The 21,781-nt window shown below is 48.6% G+C and carries 24 protein-coding genes; 3 read left to right on the top strand and 21 right to left on the bottom strand.

The features are described from left to right. Positions 1-9 precede the first annotated feature (9 nt). The 5 genes from DC345_RS27820 to DC345_RS27840 all read right to left on the bottom strand — a co-directional run bounded on the left by DC345_RS27820 (position 10) and on the right by DC345_RS27840 (position 5,465). Complete coding sequence (locus tag DC345_RS27820; protein WP_113055913.1) at positions 10-969, bottom strand: YhcN/YlaJ family sporulation lipoprotein; 960 nt, start codon at positions 967-969, stop codon at positions 10-12. Positions 970-1,197: 228 nt separating this feature from the next. Then, positions 1,198-2,217, bottom strand: a complete 1,020-nt coding sequence (locus DC345_RS27825; protein ID WP_181586753.1) for a DUF4340 domain-containing protein — start codon at positions 2,215-2,217, stop codon at positions 1,198-1,200. Then, positions 2,214-3,608 (bottom strand): GldG family protein, encoded by a 1,395-nt coding sequence (locus DC345_RS27830; RefSeq protein WP_113055915.1) that lies wholly within the window; start codon positions 3,606-3,608, stop codon positions 2,214-2,216. The genes DC345_RS27825 and DC345_RS27830 overlap by 4 nt, the downstream gene beginning before the upstream one ends. Positions 3,609-3,612: 4 nt before the next feature. Beyond that, on the bottom strand, positions 3,613-4,329 hold the full coding sequence (locus tag DC345_RS27835) for an ABC transporter permease subunit (RefSeq protein WP_113055916.1): 717 nt from the start codon (positions 4,327-4,329) through the stop codon (positions 3,613-3,615). Continuing rightward, entirely contained in the window at positions 4,326-5,465 is a 1,140-nt protein-coding gene (locus DC345_RS27840; protein ID WP_397333772.1) for an ABC transporter ATP-binding protein, read from the bottom strand. Before DC345_RS27840 ends, DC345_RS27835 begins: the two co-directional genes overlap by 4 nt. Positions 5,466-5,695: 230 nt before the next feature. Between DC345_RS27840 and DC345_RS27845 the strand changes: the two genes are divergently transcribed. Next, the gene (locus DC345_RS27845) at positions 5,696-6,778 is read left to right on the top strand and encodes a glycosyltransferase family 4 protein (RefSeq protein ID WP_309304353.1); all 1,083 of its coding nucleotides are present in this window, start codon (positions 5,696-5,698) and stop codon (positions 6,776-6,778) included. Positions 6,779-6,850: 72 nt separating this feature from the next. Here the strand turns inward: DC345_RS27845 and DC345_RS27850 are convergent, their stop codons facing one another. Together DC345_RS27850 and DC345_RS27860 are read right to left on the bottom strand one after the other, a co-directional pair. After that, positions 6,851-8,338, bottom strand: coding sequence for a DHA2 family efflux MFS transporter permease subunit (locus tag DC345_RS27850; protein ID WP_113055917.1), 1,488 nt, complete (start codon positions 8,336-8,338; stop codon positions 6,851-6,853). Positions 8,339-8,600: 262 nt separating this feature from the next. Next, positions 8,601-8,948: a hypothetical protein gene (locus DC345_RS27860; protein ID WP_113055919.1), complete on the bottom strand. Its 348-nt coding sequence runs from the start codon at positions 8,946-8,948 to the stop codon at positions 8,601-8,603. A gap of 187 nt (positions 8,949-9,135) precedes the next feature. Between DC345_RS27860 and DC345_RS27865 the strand changes: the two genes are divergently transcribed. Together DC345_RS27865 and DC345_RS31890 are read left to right on the top strand one after the other, a co-directional pair. Continuing rightward, positions 9,136-10,374, top strand: coding sequence for a glycosyltransferase family 4 protein (locus DC345_RS27865; RefSeq protein WP_113055920.1), 1,239 nt, complete (start codon positions 9,136-9,138; stop codon positions 10,372-10,374). Further along, on the top strand, positions 10,371-10,544 hold the full coding sequence (locus tag DC345_RS31890; protein ID WP_181586754.1) for a hypothetical protein: 174 nt from the start codon (positions 10,371-10,373) through the stop codon (positions 10,542-10,544). The genes DC345_RS27865 and DC345_RS31890 overlap by 4 nt, the downstream gene beginning before the upstream one ends. A 140-nt stretch (positions 10,545-10,684) precedes the next feature. Here DC345_RS31890 and DC345_RS27870 read toward each other — a convergent pair whose 3' ends face one another. From DC345_RS27870 to DC345_RS27935, 14 genes are all read right to left on the bottom strand, one after another. After that, a complete protein-coding gene (locus DC345_RS27870; RefSeq protein ID WP_113055921.1) occupies positions 10,685-11,401 on the bottom strand; it encodes a glycosyltransferase in 717 nt (238 codons plus the stop codon). Positions 11,402-11,617: 216 nt separating this feature from the next. Continuing rightward, on the bottom strand, positions 11,618-12,334 hold the full coding sequence (locus DC345_RS27875) for a glycosyltransferase (RefSeq protein WP_113055922.1): 717 nt from the start codon (positions 12,332-12,334) through the stop codon (positions 11,618-11,620). Then, positions 12,331-13,272 (bottom strand): NAD-dependent epimerase/dehydratase family protein, encoded by a 942-nt coding sequence (locus tag DC345_RS27880; protein ID WP_113055923.1) that lies wholly within the window; start codon positions 13,270-13,272, stop codon positions 12,331-12,333. Before DC345_RS27880 ends, DC345_RS27875 begins: the two co-directional genes overlap by 4 nt. Continuing rightward, positions 13,254-14,081, bottom strand: a complete 828-nt coding sequence (locus DC345_RS27885; protein ID WP_113055924.1) for a dTDP-4-dehydrorhamnose reductase family protein — start codon at positions 14,079-14,081, stop codon at positions 13,254-13,256. Before DC345_RS27885 ends, DC345_RS27880 begins: the two co-directional genes overlap by 19 nt. Continuing rightward, positions 14,078-15,064 carry a polysaccharide biosynthesis protein gene (locus tag DC345_RS27890; RefSeq protein ID WP_113055925.1) on the bottom strand — a complete coding sequence of 329 codons (987 nt, stop codon included), beginning with the start codon at positions 15,062-15,064 and terminating at the stop codon, positions 14,078-14,080. The genes DC345_RS27885 and DC345_RS27890 overlap by 4 nt, the downstream gene beginning before the upstream one ends. After that, positions 15,057-16,148: a non-hydrolyzing UDP-N-acetylglucosamine 2-epimerase gene (wecB, locus tag DC345_RS27895; RefSeq protein ID WP_113056046.1), complete on the bottom strand. Its 1,092-nt coding sequence runs from the start codon at positions 16,146-16,148 to the stop codon at positions 15,057-15,059. The genes DC345_RS27890 and wecB overlap by 8 nt, the downstream gene beginning before the upstream one ends. A 14-nt stretch (positions 16,149-16,162) precedes the next feature. Further along, positions 16,163-17,803 carry a glycosyltransferase family 4 protein gene (locus DC345_RS27900; protein ID WP_113055926.1) on the bottom strand — a complete coding sequence of 547 codons (1,641 nt, stop codon included), beginning with the start codon at positions 17,801-17,803 and terminating at the stop codon, positions 16,163-16,165. An 18-nt stretch (positions 17,804-17,821) separates the two neighbouring features. Next, on the bottom strand, positions 17,822-18,961 hold the full coding sequence (locus DC345_RS27905) for a CgeB family protein (protein ID WP_258530896.1): 1,140 nt from the start codon (positions 18,959-18,961) through the stop codon (positions 17,822-17,824). Between the two features lie 62 nt (positions 18,962-19,023). Then, a complete protein-coding gene (locus DC345_RS27910) occupies positions 19,024-20,118 on the bottom strand; it encodes a CgeB family protein (protein ID WP_258530897.1) in 1,095 nt (364 codons plus the stop codon). A gap of 55 nt (positions 20,119-20,173) precedes the next feature. Then, positions 20,174-20,353: a hypothetical protein gene (locus DC345_RS27915; RefSeq protein WP_113055927.1), complete on the bottom strand. Its 180-nt coding sequence runs from the start codon at positions 20,351-20,353 to the stop codon at positions 20,174-20,176. A 22-nt stretch (positions 20,354-20,375) separates the two neighbouring features. Further along, positions 20,376-20,717: a hypothetical protein gene (locus DC345_RS27920; RefSeq protein ID WP_113055928.1), complete on the bottom strand. Its 342-nt coding sequence runs from the start codon at positions 20,715-20,717 to the stop codon at positions 20,376-20,378. A gap of 1 nt (position 20,718) precedes the next feature. Next, positions 20,719-21,018 carry a hypothetical protein gene (locus tag DC345_RS27925; RefSeq protein ID WP_076290843.1) on the bottom strand — a complete coding sequence of 100 codons (300 nt, stop codon included), beginning with the start codon at positions 21,016-21,018 and terminating at the stop codon, positions 20,719-20,721. Next, positions 21,015-21,353: an alpha-helical endospore appendage domain-containing protein gene (locus DC345_RS27930; protein ID WP_113056049.1), complete on the bottom strand. Its 339-nt coding sequence runs from the start codon at positions 21,351-21,353 to the stop codon at positions 21,015-21,017. The genes DC345_RS27925 and DC345_RS27930 overlap by 4 nt, the downstream gene beginning before the upstream one ends. A 23-nt stretch (positions 21,354-21,376) precedes the next feature. Further along, complete coding sequence (locus tag DC345_RS27935; protein ID WP_063566664.1) at positions 21,377-21,664, bottom strand: hypothetical protein; 288 nt, start codon at positions 21,662-21,664, stop codon at positions 21,377-21,379. Positions 21,665-21,781 lie beyond the last annotated feature (117 nt).

Here is a 21,781-nt window from a genome sequence, read left to right on the forward strand (position 1 = left end):
CAACCTAAATTACCGATTCATGCGGTTCATCATGCCATCGTTGTTGTTACGATTCATGATGCCATCATCAAGCACGCCGTCACGGTGATTGGTGTTCAACGCATTCGTTGGGAAAATACGTTCAACCATCGATTGGAACGTATTAATCATGCCGCTAACCGGTTTGCCGTTACGGATATCTGTGGAATAACTTTCCACATGTTGTACAAAGTCCGGGTTAGCTGACACGTATACGTTCTCCACGTGAGGTGCAAATTGCTTGATTTTCGCTGAGATTTTAGATTTAATCTCTTCGGGTGTGTTGTCATCCGTGCTGTCAATACGTGAAGTTTCACTCTTCATCCCATAGTGACCATCAGTCATTGTACGTGCATTTCCACTATTCGTCAGACCACGCATCATGCCATAAGATCCCGTTCCCATGGTTCCATAGATGCTGCGGTCATTGCCCATGTGGCTGCGATCCGTAGCTGCATTGGTGTTCAGCCCCGGAGCTATGCCGCTGGTGCTATATGGAGACATAGTTCCATTACCACCATGTACACGCAACCCGCCCATATCTTGGTTGTAGCTTTCTGTACGCATAGTACCGTTCGCACGGTTACGCAAAGATTTGCTTTCCAATTTGCCAGCGTGACCATCTGTCAAACGGACTGCAACATATGCATTACGATCAGTCAGCATAACATTTGCGGACTTCACTTCCTTCATTTCCGTAATGCGTTTAGCCAACTCGTCACTTGATTTCAGGTTAGTGACGTTATGCGTACGATAGCTTTTCGCACGGATACCATCCATCCCATTGGACTCAACACCATAACGGTTAATGCCTTTCACTTCGTGACGAACACTTTGGGTGTGCAGATTGTTATCTTTTGTGCTCGTTCCACAACCCGTCAATCCAGCCATTACAAAGATTGCAGTAGACAAAGATAAGCTGATTGCTGTCGCCTTTTTGGCTGCTGGCATGTCTCATCCTCCAATTATGTTGGTTTTGGTCACAAGGATAGGATGCTCTTCTGTACAAAGCGATATGCTGAAAGGATATGGAACATTAGCCTCCTTTATCTGGGCTCATACATTTCACATAAAAAAATAAAAAAGCGGTGCTTGCACAAAGTGCAGCACCGCTCCATAAAACTTTGTATTTCCCATTCTAGTGTGAATCTTCATTATCATGTTGAAGGAGCTATTCACTTACTTGGATGTGGGGGAGGAATTCGCATCAGCATCATCTCTACTCGAAGAAGATGTTGCATCTGATTCTAATTTTTTGATCGAATTCGGAAATTGCTCTGCTTCCTTCAGACTAGCTGCATCCATCGGATAGGCCCACTGACCGTCAGGTGTGATTACCCAGATCTGATCCGGTTCTGATGGAATAGTAAGCCCACGGTACACATCCGTAACAGCTTCTCCATTAACCGTCTGCTCAACGGATAAAGTAAAGCGTGGCACGGTTCCCTTCAGTTCAGAAGCTTTGCGCACATCGTCAGCCGTGGACAGGTTCTTAATTTTGCCAATCAGAGATACAGCATCGGTAGCTTCAATAGCTTCACCATTAAGCGTCCACGTCTGCTCTGCCGCACCCTCCTCTGACGAAGATTTGAGCATCCAGGTGGCTGCTTCGCCTTCCCATTCCAATGTAGTGACATTAGTTTCATCCAGATTAAACGGAGTCGTATCCAGCAGATCCTGCCGTGATAATTCTATATTGCTGATGGATTCCGTCTGTACTGCTACGACAGGTCCGGAGTCTACCCGCACATAACGAGCGTCATCTGCTGGCAATTTGCCACCGATGCTCAGTTTGATCTCACGGTTATCCTTCAGTTGAATGTCCAGCAGCGCTGCATCTGAACCCAATCCATACTTGTCGAGATTCTTCGGCTCCTCCTCTACAACCAGTTCCTGATTCGCGCCACTTAAGGCATCGAGCCAGCTGCTTACCGTATAACCATTCAGAGGATAAGACTTGGGTTCCACCATACTCCATACGCCATTCTTTAGTTCCAATTGTGAAGATGAGGTTTTTGAAGCACCTGATGTATCTGTACTGTTATCATGAATCGTGATCGACTCTATATCCGAAGACTTAATACCAAGTAATTTGACCTTCTCCGCTTCCTCTTCACGAAAATAATTTTGACTGGCCGCATAGACCCACCCGATAATCAAGACCAATAAGACTAAAATCGTTGGGACCCATTTTTTCATACACGTCTGCGCCTCCACCATAAGAGTACACCTATCATAACAAAGATGAGCGGGAATGCGACAATCGCCACGAAGAAAATGGTTCTGGCTTGTTCACCGTCCAGATACGCCGTTTGATAACCGGTTTGCACTCGAGGCCGGATCGTTACTCCATCTTCTTTTTCACTTAGATAATTGACGGTATTCAGAATAAAATCTCGGTTACCACCGTTCACTATTTCCGAGTCCTGCATGAAAATGGATGAACCCAGAATTACAGCTTTCGGTTTGCCATCTGTTGTATCTGCCGCATATCCAAGTTCAACAGGACCTTGTACATCCTGATCCGGATCGTTGGTTGTTTCGTTTTGCAATAAACCTGCAATATTCGTCTCGCCATAACTGTCATCGGATGAATGAATAAGCGGCGATAATGTGTATTTATCCTGCTCTTTGCTTGTCAAAGCAATGGACAAGGATAACATCGGATACAGTTTGCTTTCTGATAGTTTATCCGTGATGGCATGTGTGCCATACTCCGGCACAACCCACAGTGGGCCCATTGTGCTGGCCTGCTGATTATCCACCATAACTGCATGCTCATCAACCACGCCATAATCCGTCATGAGTGCATCGATATTTTTCCAAGTCAACTTCATGTCTTCGTGAAAACCGAGGGATAACAGCAATTTCCCTCCGTTACTCAAATAAGTCCGAATAGCTTTTATTTCAGTATCACTAATATCCCGCTGTGGACCAATAATCGCGAGTACGTCCGCATCTTCTGGAACCTGACCTGCCTGATTCAGCTGAAGTTCTTCTGTCGTGATATTATTCTGTTCCAGAGATGTACGCAGCGTAGTCAGTTGATCCAGGCCAAGCTCCTCATGTCCTGTCAGGAAGACCATCTTGTGCATCTCCGTTGAAGACAGATTCATTAGCGCTTGTGTCAACTTTTCCTCACCTGTGAACTGGTAGGATCCATCACTTCCATCCCCGACTGCCGTGAATAGACTGGCGATATCAATGACTTTATGTTGATCGCCCTGCTCCAATACAATGGAGCTGCCTGTGATACCATATTTGGAGGCCAGGGTAGGCTCCTGCGTCAGATTGTATTGCTTCATCGTCAGTTTGCTGTTGCGTTTCGTATATTCCTGAACCATATCCGATACTTCGCGGTTCAAGACCGTATTATTCGCATTTTCGACGGTTAACACCAGAATGTTGACGTCTTCTTTTACGTTTTTGATCGCGGTAAGAGACTGGTCAGACAAGGTATATTGTTTATTTGAGGTCAGATCCAGTTGGAAGCCGCCAATCGAATTCAGAAACAGGGTCAGCAAAATAAAGATGCCAATCACCGCTACAGACAGCACGGTACTGTTGGTATGACTCAACCATTTTTTCATCTTCTCACCTCCACCGCTTCCGTTCCACAATTTGAATGCTTAACAGCAGAAACACACCTGAGAGCGTCACGTAATACAATATATCTGGGCCACTAAGTACACCCTTGGTGAAACTGTCAAACCGGTTCGTTAACGCAAACGGGTCCAGCCATTGTTGTAACGCAGACCCGGAATTGCCTGCAAATGAATCAAGCATCCACAATACGAGCAAAATAATAAAACCGGCAACCGCAGCCACCATCTGGTGCTGAGATAATGTGGAAGCAAACAGTCCAATTGCCATCATGCTTCCGCCCAGGAAAAAGAGACCCAGTGCAGACAACCATACGGATGTCAGATCCAGTTCACCAAAGAAGGACATAATAAACGGGTAAACGAGACTACACAGAATAAGTACAACAAGAATGGCAAGTGACGCCAAATATTTACCGAAAATAATCTCTGTCACCCGTGCAGGTGAAGTCAACAACAGTTCGTCCGTTCCCTGACGGAATTCTTCTGCTACCAGACGCATCGTCAGCAACGGCACCACAAACAGCAGCATGGATAGCGTATCTCCCAGCACTAGTCGATAATCTACAATGCTTGGCTGGTAATACACAAAGCTGGAATAGAACAGCAAACTTGTCATCAGTACATATACAGCAAAAGCAAAATAGGACGTAGGTGACAGGAAGTATGCCTGCAGTTCTTTATTGCAAACCGCCATCATTCTTCTCATTTGGAACCCTCCCCTGTGTGGGAATCAGATGAAGCACTCCCGGACCTAGCCGATTGCTTCGAATCTGAAGTGGTTCCCAAATTGTCCTCTTCCTCTGGGACCTGACTGACGAGCTGCACTTTATCAGTTTCTGTCTCCTGTGTTTCCTGTATTGCCAGTTCCGCTTCGGATACCGTTTCCGTTGTGGTCAGCTTGAGGAAAATCTGTTCCAGACTGAGATTTTCTTTCTTCATCTCCAGAATGGGCAAGCCTGCACCAGACAAAAGGTAGAATAGTTCCTCCCGGAAATCTTCAGAAGATTCGCCGGTAAGCAGCATTTTTACCGTATCAGTAGAACCATTGGATGATTGCCCATCTGCTGCTTGAATGACTTCGCTCCGAACTTTCTCCCATGGTGTCAGCACATTATGTAATTGCTGCTCTGTGGACTTCACTTCAATGGACACCTTAAACTGATCTCCCATTGCTGAGCCAAAATGCTGCGGTGAACCATCCAATACGAGCTGCCCCTGATTAATAATCAACATGCGATTACAAAGCGTGCTCACTTCCGGCAAAATATGTGTACTAAGCAGCACTGTATGATTCTCACCCAGTTCACGGATCAGATCCCGTATCTCCATAATCTGATTTGGATCGAGTCCTGAAGTCGGCTCATCCAGCACGAGCAGATCCGGTTTGTGAATAATGGCTCCAGCCAGACCCAGACGCTGCTTGTACCCTTTGGACAGTCCGCGAACCAATTGCTTTTCACGACCTTGAAGACCCAGCCTGCTGACCATCTCACTGATCCGCAATTTCACTTCGCGTGTCGGGACATCCCTCAGATTAGCGACGAACTTCAAATAAGACTGTACCGTCATATCTGGATAAAGCGGCGGTGTCTCCGGCAGATAGCCGATCTTGGAACGAACGCTCCTGCTCTGATCGTGCACCGATATGCCATCCACTGCAATGGAGCCTGCCGTAGGATGCAAATAGCCCGTAATCATTCGCATCGTTGTGGTTTTCCCGGCACCATTCGGTCCCAAAAATCCAACAATCTCACCGCGCTCCATTGTGAAATCCAGTTGATGCACGCCGCGCCGTCCATCAAATACTTTGCTTACCTGTTTCACTTCGAGCACATCATTCATCCTTTCCCGTTAAAATACCCGTGTGCCATCATCGCTTTCTTCAGATGGTCAACACGGGAAGTTCCTTGTATCTTACGTGTTGTATCCTAAATGCAGCTTAATGTCACTTAAAAGAGAGCTTAAAAATATGTGTCTAAAATGTGAACACCACTTCATTCACCCACACCCTGTACTCTGAGACAACGTACCTTACAGTACAGGAGCTTGAGCACCTGCACAAAAGTCAGAGGGTGAACCGTGTGAAAGTACTATTCACATTTTTTGTTCCAAGCGGCGGTGTGGATACTTTAAACCGATTGCGTACAGCCGTTCTGCAACGCCATGGCATCGAAGCGCATTTATTGTATTTGTACCCTGGCTCAGGAATGCAGAACAATACCAGTACGCCGGTCTTCACCGCTTCCAGTGATGAGGAAATTCATAGTTTGATTCATCATCATTGTTATGATGCCATTATTGTTACCTCCGATATTGCCATGCCGGGCAGATTAAGAGCCCTCGGGTATAAAGGACGCATTATCTATGAAGCACAGGGACTTGGGACGCGTGAACAGGCTATGGAAACCATTCAGTTGGGAGTACCTTATCTTCAAGCCCACTGTAATGCTGCGGTCATTCCTCCAACAGATCATTTACTGGAGCTGTTCATTCATATGTGCCCTTGGCTTCATCGGTTTGTCATTCCCAATATGCTGGATACCAATACCTTTGCCCCAATTTCGGTGGATACTCCTCCCTATCCGGTACTTGCATGGGTAGGAAGGCTCGAACACAATAAAAACTGGCGGGAATACTTGATGATATCCAGCAAAATCATTAAGAAAATTCCGAAAGCCAGACTATGGTTGTTTCACGATCCTACCTTGGCTAATCCGGAAGATGAGGTCATGTTCCGACACATGCTCGCCGAATACGGTCTTGAAGATCGGATTGGCATTTTTATCAATGTCCCCCATTCCGAGATGCCCACATTTTATTCCATGATTGCAGCTTCCGGGGGGATTATGCTGTCTACATCCCTGCTTGAAGGTTTTGGATATGCGGTTGCTGAAGCCATCAGTTGCGGCTGCCCAGTGCTCAGCACTGATTCAGATGGCGTGCGTTCCTTTATCACACATAACAAAACGGGTAAATTTTATCCGCTTGGCAACGTGAAAGCCGCTGTATCCGAAGCAGTAGACCTTATGCGGAACAAGAAGCTGCGAGAGAATATACGTATTCAGGGCAGACAGCATATGGCCGTCTCCTTCTCACCTGATCGATACGCCGCTTCATTTCGGGAAATGATGACAGCCTTGAGTATTTTCTTCTAAACAAAACAAAAAGGCAGTTCAGAAGAATTTCCTGAACTGCCTTAAATGAATATCTTGATTAGCTTATAAGAATTAATGTCCCATCATCATTGCAGGATCAGGTTGATCCCCTGTTTGAAGGGTTTCTTCCTCCATCCGTTTTGGTTTGCGCAGAATCAGACTGAGCAGGCATCCAAACAAGGCAATACATGCTGCCAGGAAGAAGGTATCGTTGAAACCAGCCACTAATCCATTCACCACACCTGTAGCATCAGTAGCTCCAGCTGTATTGCTTGCAATATGGGAGGTCAGGAATCCGGTCAAGCCGGCAACTGCAAAGGACACAACCACTTGTTGTGCAGCAGCAGTAAGCGGGGTAACCCGACCTACCAGCTTACGTGGAGCAGCATTCAGTACATGCGTATTGAGTGGCATCATGGAGAAACCCATACCTAATCCCATCATGACAAGGCTAAGAATGATTAGGCCAAGACCCGTTTCCGCCGTAATTGTCGACAGAATAAACAGTGCACCCGAGATAATACCCAGACCCACGAAAGCCAAGGGTCTTGCACCAATTTTATCAAACAAACGTCCACCAAGCGGCATACCTACACCCGAAGCCAGCGCCTGCGGGAGCAAAATGAGCCCTGTTTCCAATGCAGTGTAGCCTTTGATTTGTTGCAGATAAAGTGGAATCAAAATCATCGCCCCAAACAAAGCGACTTGTGACACCCATGCCAGAATAATACCCCGTGTGAAATCAGATGATTTGAACACCCGAAGTTCCAACAGCGGATTTTTGTGACGAAGCTCCACGATAACGAACAAGATCAGCGCCACGCCTCCGACAATCACACCTGTTAGTGTTGTTGCAGACGTCCAGCTTGTTCCGCCTTCACTTACACCGTATGCGAGCATCGAGAATGCGATTGGTGCCAGAATCATACCGAGCAGATCAAGCGCAGGCGTGCGTCCACGATCTGTATCTGGCAGGAATTTGATACATAGAATAAAAGCGGCAATACCGATCGGCAGATTGATCAGGAAGATCCAGTGCCAGCTAAATGATTCAATAAACCAGCCAGATAATACCGGACCCAGTGCAGGGGCCAACAGCATCGGAATCCCGAGCATACCCATGATAGAGCCCCTTCTTTCAGGAGGAGCCAGACGGAATACCATCGCCATACCAATCGGTGCAACCATGCCTCCGCCAAGCCCCTGGATGATACGGTAAATAATCAATTGTTCAGGAGATTGCGCGATCGAACACAATACTGAACCCAGAGTAAACATCGCGATCGTGAACAGAAATACTCTTTTGGCACCGAATCGGTCGGTCAACCATCCCGCTAGCGGTATGACTGCTGACAAGGCCAACGTATATCCTGTAACCGTCCATTGAATCGTCTTCAGATCGGTCTCAAAATATTGAACCAGATTCGGAATTGCCACGTTAACTACCGTGCTGTCCAAGATGACCATAATCATCCCGACAATAATAGCCAGTAGGGGCAGAATAATCGTTTTAATCGAGAACTCCGCCGGTTCCTGGGGCACTGCTGTTTGTTGTTTCACTCTCTCCACTCTCTTTTCCGGCCTGGAGGCAATATCTTTGTATGTGTCTCCCCATCGGCCTTATATTCACGACGTTTCAAACTTTCGTTTTAAACCGTCGTTTTAAACTCTTGTTTAAGCATAGGTTAATTCTAATGAAAATACCTTTGCTGTCAAGCTATTTTTTATTGGATAACGAATCACGTATGTATGCCAAAAAATGGACCAGGTCTTCTCCTGCTCCACCCCATTGGTTAATCGATGTCCATTATGGTGATATTTTCTAATCTGCCAATTTGATCATCTGATGCTCCGAAAGTATACCCAAGGTCTGGCCTTGGTCACTCCTGCAGTATATGCGAATAACCAGATGCCTTGGTGTAGAATTGTTGCTAATGATGCGCAGTTCGCACGGTTCGGATGAGACTGTGAGATTATGAATAATGTGATTTCCTGTGTCCGCCCCAATCCGACAAAGATAGCGATACAGCTCCCCACGGGTGTGACTGATTTCTCCGACAAATATATCCACATCGTCATTTCCTACAAATGCCAATTCAATGTCCATATATCTCACCGGAACAACGGTTTGCAGCAGTTTTTCGTGAATCTCCAATACATATGCGGCCACGGTATATCCCTCCTGTAGGGCAGAGTTGAACCTTTCTCTAGATATGGTATGCCTGCTCTCGTCCATTGCTATTTGCAATCACCCATTTTAATTAATTCCACGGAAATGCCCACCCTTTCGTCTGCTTTTTTTCATAGACTAACAGGATAGAAGATCGGCCTGTGCAGGCCGTGACAAGGAGGTACCTATGAGAGTTCTGCTCGTGACCTATTGGGAGCTTACACAGATGGGTGGAATATGGACATATGTGAAACAGCTGGCTGACAGGCTAATGGCTCTTGGCGTAGAGGTGGATATTATGGGCACCAACGGAGCCAAAAATGAAGTGTACATTCGCAATCTCAATCGTTCCTTCTCCAAAGATAAGGTATGGCCCATGCTTCAAGCCAAACTTAATCCGACTGATTTGCCTCAATTCACAGCCGATTCTCTCGTGGCTTATTATGAATTGAACAGGTATGCCTTTGAAATGGGAGCCGCGTATCTCGGCGTTGATCATTACGATGTCATCCATGCGCAGGACCCGGTAGCAGCAGTCGCAATGAGACGTATATTAAACCGCAACACACCAATGGTAACGAGTTATCACGGGGCGCTTGCGCGAGAAGCTTTTTACGATGCTCAAAACTCTAACGCGAAGCTAACACTTCCCGAATATTTGCAATCCAAACGTGGACGTTACTTCCTGTCACTGGAAGAGCGAAGCGCTGAACAATCCCAGCTTATTCTGGTCTCCAGCCATTGGATTAAGAGCACACTTACGGACCTCCATGTTCCCGAGTCCAAATTTCGAATTATTCCTTATGCTGTGGATATTCCAGCCTACCGTGCCCAAGCAGCAGTCAAGTTCCGTCAGAGGAAGACAGCGGGCAAAAAAGTGATCGCCTTTACGGGCAGACTGGAGCACATCAAAGGGGTTCATATTCTGGTAAAAGCACTCTCCAGCCTTAAGAAGAATCGCTCGGATTGGGTCTGCTGGATTGCTGGGGAAGGCAATCTGATGGAGGATTTACGCTCCCTAGCCAATGACCTTGGAGTAGGTGCTGACATCGTTTTTTGGGGGAAACTCGACAACATCCCTTCATTCCTACGCCATGCTGACATTTATGTACAGCCCAGCTTGCAGGATACGCAGCCTTTCTCGGTTACAGAGGCTCAGCTCGCCGGATTGCCTGTCATTGTAAGCGGTACGGCAGGTATGCCTGAGATGGTGCAGCCTGAACATACCGGTTGGGTCGTGCCGCCACAGGATGTCGAAGCCCTTAGCGCACTGTTAAATGCCCTTCTGCAGGATGATGCTACCCGTGCAAAGGTAGGAGCAGCAGCCAAAGCCTGGGTTGAACAACATCGATCACTGGAAGAGATGGGATTGCGCACGCTGCATGTTTACCAGGAAGCCATTCAGTTGGGAGGTCAGAGAATATGACATTGCTCGTCCCCAGTGATTTGTATAATCGTTGGTTCTCCACCCCTGTGTCCACGACGCATATCGAGGTGGATTACGCTGTAATGAACGAATTAATGAGAAAGCTGCCCAAAGGGTACGTATTCCCTGATCCGGCAAGCATGCTCATTCTCACATCTGAGAATAATTAGAGTCAAGTAACTCTACAAACAGGAACAAATAAGAGGATATTCGTTCATGCCGCAAGCACTTTACGGCAACCGAATATCCTCTTTTTCTTGTTTGTGGTTCACTATCTAACATTCTTGGTTTCTTCCATGACTTATCACAACTACTTCCAGTAACCGCCAACCTGCAACAGATTGAGTAATACAGGTCGATGCTTCGCTTGAACAAGTTCCATTTCGGCTTTCAATGCCTCAAAGTGTTTCTTGGTTCCCATTGATTCATGAACCCGATAACACATCAGTGGTTCACTGTAATAGAACAGCTCATAAAGCGGAAACAGCCTCAGCCACATCTCATAGTCATGCGTATAGCGAAATTCGGTGTCAAACACGCCGAACTTTCGAAATGCATCCATCTCAAGCATCACTGTACAACCGTTGATTGGGCAACCTTCGGTCAGCACCTGAAGCATCTCTAGACGACTGCCTACTTCTGGTCTCACTGTGTCCATCCATTCGCTGTTCGCATCTACATAATGATAGGCCCCGTGACAGAACGAAGCCTTGACCTCTAGCATGAACTTCAGTTGTTTCTCTACCCGGTCCAGCAACATCACATCATCGGAGCTGAGCCAGACAAAGTAATCACCTGTCGCCTGTTTGATTCCCTCGTTTAACGCGGTTGCTGTTCCACCATTCTCTTTTCGTATATAGCGAATGCGATTCATGAATGGTTGAAGCCGCTCCACATGCTTCGTAGAGCCGTCATCCACCACAATGACCTCAATATGCGGATACGTCTGGTGAATGGCACTGTGAACAGCCTGCTCGATATACGCACAATTATAAAAAGGAATGACAATTGATACCTTCGGCTCCATTCGGTACTCCCCTTTCTCCGCGTGAATATTACCATTCTCCCTATTATATGAGGATAGATCCGTTAGGTATCGGGCATCTGTTGCATAACGACTCATAATTTACGCATATGAGCATTTTGCATTAATCCAATGAGTGGCTTATAGATCGAATTACATATAAATAAAGAGGGCGTTATTCAGCCAACATACGGCCTCCATAACCCCCACCAAAGTTGTTCATCCCCCCATGGCAGTAATCCGCTGCAACAAAGGCTCCCGATATCTGGACCATACCATGGCGGCCTCCCGACCGATGGCATCTGCATGGCGTAACGTCCCCATCCCCCCGTGCCGTCGATATGCAGTAAGCGACTCGTTCAGATATGGAAAACGATGTCCGTTCAGTAAAATACGCATCCATAGATCCAAATCATGCGTATAAGGCAACAATTCATTAAACAGGCCCACCCCACTAAAGAGATCCTTGCGGATCATCACGGTACAGCCGTTCACCGGATTGCCGTTTACGAAGAGGCGCAGCCAATCCGGTTCTGCCATCGGTTCTGCTCCCCCGTTTAACTTGGTCACCGCAGAGTGCTCATTAATGTAATTAAAGTTGGTATGTGAGATGAGCACATTCTCCCGTTGCATAAATTCAACCTGATGACGAATCTTATCCCGATATAAGAGGTCATCCGAACTCAGCCAGGCGACATAGTCCCCGGAGGCATGACGGATGCCGTGATTCAGAGCTGAAGCTGTACCGCCATTGCTTTTGCCAAGAACATAAATGTAGGGGAGATACGGCTGGAGCAATTCCGTATGCCGGGTAGAGCCATCGTTGACGATAATGATCTCAACATCGGTATATGTCTGATTCAGTGCACTTTGGATTGCTTGAGGTACATAGGGACAATTGTAAAACGGAATAACAATGGACACTCTCGGATTCAAGTAGTCGACCTCCCCTGCTGGGTACGAACATCTCTCAGAATGTCCTGCAGAGATTGGGTAAATGGAACCAGCGGCTGCCAGCCCAACTTGCGCAGCGCCGATAACTCCTCCTGATCTCCAGCCCCATCTGGACCGGATGAAGCTCCATCCCAGCGTACAGGCACCTCTGCTTTGGTCATGGTTAGCAGCGTATCCACTATTTCACCCAGGCTTCGCTCTTTGCCCGATACGACGGGGTAGACGGTGCCTGACACGCCCTGAACAAGCAAGGTTGCGTAGGCCCGAACCGCATCCCGTACATCCAGAAAATCACGGGTATTATCCCGCCCGGATAGACGAAAGGCCTCTGTCTTACCTTCCTGTTCACAGGCAACAATATGACGTGCCAGCAGCGAGCATATGCCCGTTGAAGGACCTGCCCCGATCAGATTCCCCGGCTCTGCCAACATAATCTGCTGTCCAAAGAGGGACATCCACGACAGCGACACCATCTCCTCCAGTGCTTTGCTGAGACTGTACGGGTGGGGAGGCTGAGGATGCCGACCGGGTTCAGGTGTGTATTTTAACCGGGAACCTACAATAACGGTCCGTGCCGCTGGGCAGCTCCGGAGAGCATCTAGCAGATACAGTACAGCCATCACATTGGTCTCCAGCACCAGTAGTGGATCGGACCACGAATCGGGTACGGAATTTTTGCCTGCAAGATGCAGCACATAATCCGGTTTCACCTCTTCAATCAGATGGCGGACTTGTTGCTTGTCGTTAAGATCGCAGACGTGTACAGCCACGTCATCGCCAAACGAATGTGCACCTGCCCGCCTGACCACTGCAGCAACCGCAGCTTCAGCTGCGCGGAAATAAGCGACCGCATGCCGTCCGGTAAAGCCGGAGGCACCCGTGATCAGTATCTTTTTACCTGTCAGCTCTGCTCCATCCATAATGCCAGCTCCTTCAGCATTGTAGAATAATCCGGAAGGTCTGTCTTCACGTCCTCACGTGTGGACACCAGCGTACGGTCCTGCACTATGCTATCATCAGGGACAACAACAACATCCTGCTTATCCCATGTCTTTTGGAACAGGATGAGCAGATCATGTTTGCTGACAGGTACCGGATGAGCCAGATGGATTAGACCACTGACCGGCGATGCCAGATAATGATCTACCCACTTGGCTAGTTCAAGGGTGGTTACCCCATTCCAGAAGACACGTGTATATCCGCCAACTTCCCCTGTAGTGGACATGAACCAATGCATCAGACCGATGCCACCCTTCCGAATTTCAGGTCCAATAATGGACGTGCGAATCGTCAGATGTCCAGCATCCTGGACTTCACCCAGTGCTTTCGTGATCGCATAGGCAGATGTTCCATCAGTAACATCGTCCTCCCGATATGCCCCCCGATCCCCACTAAACACACAGTCCGTACTGATATGAATCAGACGTGCACCAATCGTGTCGGCAACCCGCCGCAAACGATGCGGCAGGAATCCATTAATGTGATAAGCAGTAATTTTGTCTTCATCTGCAAAACTGTTCAAAACACCTACAGCGTTAACGATGACATCCGGGTGCACCGCCTCTACCAGACGGTCAACCATAAAGCTGTCATTTACATCCAGCAACAGACCGTTGGGGTCCGTTACATCCCGGGTGGTATAGAAGACGCTGTGGATGCCTTGACGGCGGAAATAATCGACCAGAATATGACCGGCCATTCCGTTCCCCCCAAGTATCAGCAGCTTCATGACAGAAACCCTCCGCGTTGCAGAATGTCTCGAATCTCCTGTTTGGTCATTAGCTGATGCTCCGAACTAAAACTGCTGAAAGAAACAGGGGGGCAATTGGTATAATGCTCCTTCAACCCCGGTATGCCGAGTGTAGGCAAGATCACCAGATATTGCTCATCGTATACCACTGTGGTCATGCTCTCGAATTCACTCATCAGAATCTCGTGTATCTTCTCGCCAGGCCGAGTACCGCGCTCCACAATGGACACATTCTCCACACCTGAATCCTCAATCAGTACCTCTGCCAGATCCACAATTTTGCACGTCGGCATGGTCATAACAAAAATCTCGCCACCCACGCTTTCCACCGATGCTTTGAACAGCAAGGTGATGGCATCTTTCAAGGTCAGAAAGAACCGCGTCATTTTCATGTCGGTAATGGAAACTTGGCCTTTCTGACGAATTTGATTTTTGAACAAATGCACAACACTGCCATTCGTTCCAAGTACATTGCCACCACGTACAGTGACAAATCGCGTATTGCTGTGAAGCAGATTAGCGTATACGATCAATTTCTCACCGATCGCCTTAGTCATGCCGTAGAAATTGGATGGATTGGCGGCCTTATCGGTCGAGATATAAATGACTTTTTCCACATTATTTTCAATTGCAGCCTCAATGACATTTTGTGTGCCGATCACATTCGTTTTGAGTGCTTCGTAAGGTTGGTCTTCACACACCGGTACATGTTTGAGCGCTGCGAGATGAAATACATAGTCCACATGCTGACAGGCAACGGTTAAGGCGTCCTTGTCTCGAATATCACCAATACGAAAATGAAGACGCGGGTCTTCGAATTCACGACTCATCGCCACTTGGCTGGATTCATTCCGGGAGTAAACGATAATCTCCTTGGGCTGCTGGGGCAGAAGTTGAGCCACAAGTTCATAACCCCATGATCCCGTACCGCCAGTCACGAGTATACGCTTATTTTCAAACATGCATTTTCCCTCCAAGCAGAAATTTGACCACTTTACTGGATACATCGGTTGCTTTGTAGCCTTGTGGACAATCCCAGTCGTTTGACATTTCGATCATTACTTTCACACAACCCGCAATACGCTCCGCATCCAGACCTGAGACCACGTTGCTGCCGCAATCCACCGTCTCCGGTCGTTCTGTTGTGCGTCGCATGGTTACCGTAGGCACACCCATGATGCAGCACTCCTCCTGTACGGTACCACTGTCCGTAAGTGCACAGCGTGCATGTCGTTCCAGCATCACGAAGTCGAAAAAACCGAATGGTTCGTGAAATTCCACCAGCGGGTGCATCTCCAGTTGCAGATGCTCGGCAATTCGAATAGCCGTTCGAGGGTGAATGCTGCATATGACTCGCATGGCATGTTCTTCAGCAACCTGGTTCAAGCCTTTCATGATCTCCAGCAAATGAGGAGGGTGATCAACATTCTCTGCCCTATGGGCCGTAACCAAAAAATATTGCCCGGATTTCAGCTTCAATTTTTTCAATATTTTGCTGGAACTCACCTGTGTGTCGTAGTGACGCATCACTTCATAGATCGGATTGCCCGTCAGCACAATTCGACGACTGGGAATCCCTTCACTAACCAAATGTTTCTTGCTCTGTTCGGTATAAGGCATATTAATGGTTGAAATGGCGTCGATGACCCGGCGATTTTTCTCCTCAGGCACATCCAGATCAAAACATCGGTTGCCCGCTTCCATATGAATGACGGGTATGCCCATCCGTTCAGCCAGCACAGCACATAATGCACTGTTCGTATCGCCGAGCAGCAGCACTTTATCCGGTTGCTCCTGATTTAACAAATCTTCCATTTGCGTAAACATCGAGGATAATTGCCGACCGAGCGAGGCCGCTTCATCCTGAAGGACGTAGTCCGGCGCCCGCAAGCCCATTTCCTTGAAGAAAAGACCGCTGAGACTTTCCGTGAAGTTTTGTCCCGTGTGTACCAGAATATGTTTGGACGCGTACTGGTCCAACTTGGAAATGATCAGGCTGAGCCGTATGATTTCAGGTCGAGTCCCCAGCACCGTCATGATCTTCATCGTAATCCCTGCCTTCATCGTCTATTGGATGCTCTCCGGTGGATCCGGGTTCGTCTGGCTTTGCGAGGAGCACGTTTGCGGGCAGTCGGTTGCCCCACGCGTACACGCTTCTTTTTACGTGCCTTCAGCTTCCTACCGCCTGTTCCCGTACCTCGTTTCATTCGTTCACGAACCCTGCTGCGTGGGGTTGAATGGGGATACCGCCCCCTTCGTCCCGTTCTGTGGCTTGAGCGTGGTTCTGTTGCTTCATGGACAGGTTGACCTATTGCAAGCGGAGGTAACGGTGAGAGCGGCAACGTTTGGATCACAGTCAGTGGAAATAAAAGTGCCCGAACTGTAGCTGGTTCCAGAACCAGCACGGTTCGTAATTGTCCCTCGCCCCATGCGTACACTGGACCATTCGGAGGCTGAATGTACCTAAACCATCCGGGAAAACGCGTTAACCACTGTGTCACCATCGTATGCAACTTTGCCCTGTAGGTTTCAATACCATAGAGCTTTTCCGCTTCTGTCCGATTGCGCCATCCGATGTCGGAAGCCAGTTCAGGATCATTCAACAACGTTGTGGCCAGCGTGAACAACGCTTGAGTATCACCCGGTGGAGCCAAAAATGCACCACTGCCTACCGATTCCAGCAATTCCTTCAATCCGCCCTGGGCAAATGCGATAACCGGTTTGGCAAAATAAAGCCCCTCCAGCGCGGTCATGCCGAATCCTTCTTTGACCATACTCGGGATAACTACGATATCCATGGCTGTATACGCCAGAGATACGTTCTCTTCAAACGTCGTAAAGGTGAACCTGCGATAATAACCGGATTTTTTCACCCGTGACACGCACTCGTCATAATACTTTTTGTCAGCTGATGTGCCAATGATCCAGAAACGGCAGCGTGAATGGACTTCACACAATTGCAGCGCCATGTCAATGAACGGCTTTAGACCTTTGGCATCATATATAAATGAAGAGATATAACCGATACAGATTTGCGATGGCTTGAAACCAAGTTCTTTGCGTTTGCGTTCCCTTAAGTGCACCCATCGATCTGGAGCTGGCAGAGACGGATCACAGGTTGGGGAAATCACCGTGAGTTTGTCGCTTATGCCCGCTTTTTTGAATGGGGTTATCGCCGTTTCGGATATACCTATGATCCAATCCGCGTAACGACCAATCATCTGTACAGCCTCGTTTGTATGTTCATTCTCCTGAATAATTTCGGTAATCTTCCAGATCACCGGAATTTGCAGAGATTTCGCTGCTACAGCTGGCATCACGTTGACACAGGTATTCGTTAACACCAGTTCAGGCGCAGTCTCCCGGATAAGGGAAACCACGTCCTGATAGGCTGGTGATTGGCGAAGCTGTTCTGCATCCGTTGCGATTCCCCGGTAAGGTGTGTACACACCGTGAAGCATCGGCAGGAAACATATTTTGACCTGAATATCGAACCTCCGCGCAAGTCCGGCGAGCTTACCTTCCTGAGGCACGACAAGTATGCAATCGAAGATGGTACCCATTTCCCTCATAAAATGAAGCAGCAGCTTCTCCGCCCCCGTAATGCTGCGGGTGTTGCACACATGGGAAAACAACATGAGTCTAGGTTTATTCGCCATGGCCGCACGGACCCTGCATGAAGCATGCAGGGTTCTGTGCACACCTCCTTCCGGCCAAAATTAAGGGAATATTATGGTCAACAGTTCATTGATTCTTTTGCCATACGTGTGGTCTTTCAGTGTGCGTTCAAGTCCGCGCAAGGCAATTTCGCGGCGTTCTTTCTCATGGGAAATATAGTATTCCACCTTGTCGAGCAATTCCTGAGGGGATGAGTACGTCTCGATCTCCACACCCGGTTTATAGAAACGTGCCAGATCATCACGGGCATCTGTCAATTGAAGGGTAGCGGAAGCGGCAATTTCAAACGTTCTCGGGTTCGGTGAGGCTGGTGGAATCTTAATATGATTGTTGTTGACCGAATCGTCTTCGTGGGAGCGATGGAGGTTTATGACAATTTTAGTGCCGTTATACACATCATTGGTTTCCTGTGGACTCATCCAGCGACCCAGTTCAATCTTTTCACCGTAAGCAGCATAGTCAGGCAGACGGTCCCACCAGATGCCATTAAACACAGTATTGTGTGACATCAGCTGTGCCATGATCGGATTAAAGAAATACACCCGGTTCCAGTAAGCCGAACCGATAAAGCTAACTTCCCGGTGGAGTGAAGACGGCGTTGTAATTGGGAAGTAGTGGTTGGTAAAGGCAGCAAACGGCAGGTAGTGTACTGAAGGGCAACCATTCTGCCGATACAGATCCACACAGTTCAGTTCCAAGGTAAACACATGGTCGAAATGCTTCACTGTCTCAAGCGTCATATCCGTGTAATACGGATCATCGGTAAGCCAGATCGCCGTCCGAATGCCTGCTTGCCGAATTGCATCCAGATGCTCCATTGGAATATCCATGCCATCCAACACAAGCACAAGATCAGGCCGAGTTTGCAATGCAATTTCCGATACAGGCTGGCGTGGATCGGAAAGAGTTACCTGAGCAACCATGCCCTGTAATGTGGCCATGATTGCCTCATCCAGTGGAGAGTACGGGAAACCTTTACCTGAAGATACGTACAGGACGTGGATCTGTCGAAAAGGCAATGGTTCCTGTGCACAATTGACGATATAGTTGGCACGGCCGCGAAGATATCCTTCTTCCTTACCCGCATCATATCCGGCATGTTGCCCGTTTTTGCGTGCTTGGTCAGCCAGACTGAGCACTGGTGCATGAGACTTTCTCGTTTTACGGTGTTTGAGAGACATACCGCCACTCCTTTTATTTTTGGGATAGGGTTCTCTACCTCTGCTGTCCTGCAGATAGAGATTTACACGTGTTCCAGCAGCTGAGCAATACGACGAGTGAACGTATGCTGGTTCAGTGTGGTAAGCAGCCCACGCCAAGCTATGGCTCGCCGTTCCTTTTCATGGTGCAGATAATATTTGATTTTGCGCTGAAGTTCACCCGCCGTTGTAAAGGTCTCGATGTCATATCCAGGCCGGTAGTAGCGGGGCAAATCAATGCGTGCATCCGTTATCTGCATCGTGCCACAGGCACTGATCTCATACGTCCGCGGATTAATGGAATGACCTTGGAGATGATGCGTATTCCGGTTGTCTTCCCCGTTCTCGCAAGTCCGATGAACGTTAATAACGATTTTGGCGCCATTGTAATAATCCACTGTCGCTCCCGGATCAATCCAGCCTTCATGGATGAATCGGCCCATGATGTCGGAGCGTTGCAGCCGGTTCCACTGGCTGCCGGCAATGAATACCTTTTTGTCCGCCAGAAAAGGAGCAAGCTCATCGAACAGTGCAATTCGATTCCAGAATCCGGTACCGATAAAACAAATGTCATACTGATGCTGTGGCCCCGTACGTCTTGGCTGAAACATCCCCGGGTTCACTGCCAGCGGCATATAGATCACCCGACCCGCTCCATGTGCAGTATAGAACGGCACTGCCGCTTCCTCATGCGTGAACACAACATCATAATGCCGGCAAATGCTTGTCGTATCTTCGGTAAAATAAGGGTCATCCACAAACCATACTGCTGTTCGAATTCCCAGTTCCCTTATGCCATTCACCTGTTCCAGATGATCGGGGGGAAATACGTGTAGTCCATTCATGACCAGCACCAGATCGGGCCTGTGCTGGCTGGCTTCCTGCAGCATGTTTGCCGGCGATCCGACAACACATTCACGAACAGATTGCTGCAATGCTCCAATGACGCCTTCATCGATGGCATCGAATCCTTGCGGAATGTACAGCACTTTCATATTCCGCACGGTCGGCTCAAACATCTGCACTCGCTCCATCATGGCCTGACAGCCGCCAAATCTGCGGCCTTCTGCATATCCGCCACGGTAAGCGGTCTCCGCTTCTGTAGGCGGCCGGTGTCGTCGTTTTGCCACATCCTTCACCCTGTCTTCCTTCAGGAGATTCCACTTCAGATTCTCCCCGAGATTGGTGTTCCCTCTAAAGGATATGCCCCGGGGTCAGATGCATCATGGACGGGTGTCCTGCAAGGCGCAAAATTGGCGTCTGCCCTCCACATCCGCCTGCACGGGCATGTCCGCTTTTGCGGTGATACAAATAACCCGGAGGGATCCGTCCCCCCGGGCAATCGTCATTCGCTGGATATGCATCTGTAATCATTCGAAAATGCACACCTACTCTGTTATTGCGCTTTGTAAGCCAACTGATGTCCGTCCTCGAATCCCTTGGCGAAACCCGCGTTGAATCCCTCGTTGTACGCTTCGTTGTACCCCTGGCTGTAGGCACTGTCCGGGTTCGGATCGGTAGGGGTAGCCGGGACGAACGGTTGTGCGGGCTTCACACTCCGGTGCCGTCGTACCGCACGTTTCTTTTTTTTGAGCCACGCACTGCGTCCTTTGAGGGTACGTTTGTGCAGTACACGTTTGCCTTTGATCGCACGCAGTTTACGTACTTTACGCAGACGGGTCCCGCGAGCAAGCAGAGCTCTTTTGGTTCTTAGACGTATTTTTTTCTTCTTTAACATGTCAACATTCCTCCTGTATGTTCCGGACCATGCGTATCGCATATCCAGGGTCTTTGAGCCATGGTACACCAGGCTCCCCATGCTGGATTCGGGCCAATTGAATCCCTGTAACCATCCGGGACATCTCCTCTTGATAACGGCTCAGCAAACGAATGTTCTCGGCCAGACTGCGGGCGGATACTTCCGAGTGGGCAGACACGCTGGCCACACTGTCCAGAATGCGGGCGAGCGCCTGCTGACTGTGTGCAATGGACTCAATGAGGGACAGTTTCGCTTCCTGCTCACGCCGCAACAGACTCATTTTCCGAGATCCCCCATATCCATACCGCCAAACATGCCACCATCCATGCCGCCTTCTTCACCGTCACTCTGTACCATGATGGCCTTCAGGTTATTGCATAATCCGGTTTCCATTCGGGTCAATCCTTCCAGTATTTCCACCAGCTGATCATGCATTTTGAGTGGCTCTGCCACCTGATCGCTATGCGTCAGAAAAGCCTCACCATTCAAATGATTTAACGCCCAGTTCCTTACCTTCTCGGCTTCAATCGCCTTGGCCTCCAAAATCAGGGCAATATTCCACTGCATTTTTGCTGCTGCATCCAGCATCAGTATGAGACTTTGTTCTCTGCTCATGTCCATTCACCCGCCTTCCGGGCTTATTCTTCCTCTTGACCCGCCATCTCCCGCATCACCTGGGTCAGCGTTTCGGCTACGGCTTCTTCCAGGTCTGCTAGGCCTCCCAAATAGGAGATGATGCTTTTGTTGATCTGTCCCGAGCTATCCAGCAGACCGTCAACGCCATCCAGCTCCGGTTCGATATCCGGCAAATGATTAATGATTTCAGACATGCGCACAGCGACTTGACGTTTGGCATCCAGTACACGCGCAACCTGCTGGTGAGAATGTGCAATATGTGTGAGTATTTCATCGATTTTGCTCTGCATGGTCCTCCTCCTTACCGTCACGGCCTGCTTCACCCATAGAAAAACCCGGCCTATCAGCATTTGCCTGCTACAGCATATGCCGGGCCGGGATCGTCAGTTACTCCAGCTTGCGCCTAT

The organism is Paenibacillus taichungensis (genome assembly GCF_003287275.1).
GTDB classification, from domain to species: Bacteria; Bacillota; Bacilli; order Paenibacillales; family Paenibacillaceae; genus Paenibacillus; species Paenibacillus taichungensis_A.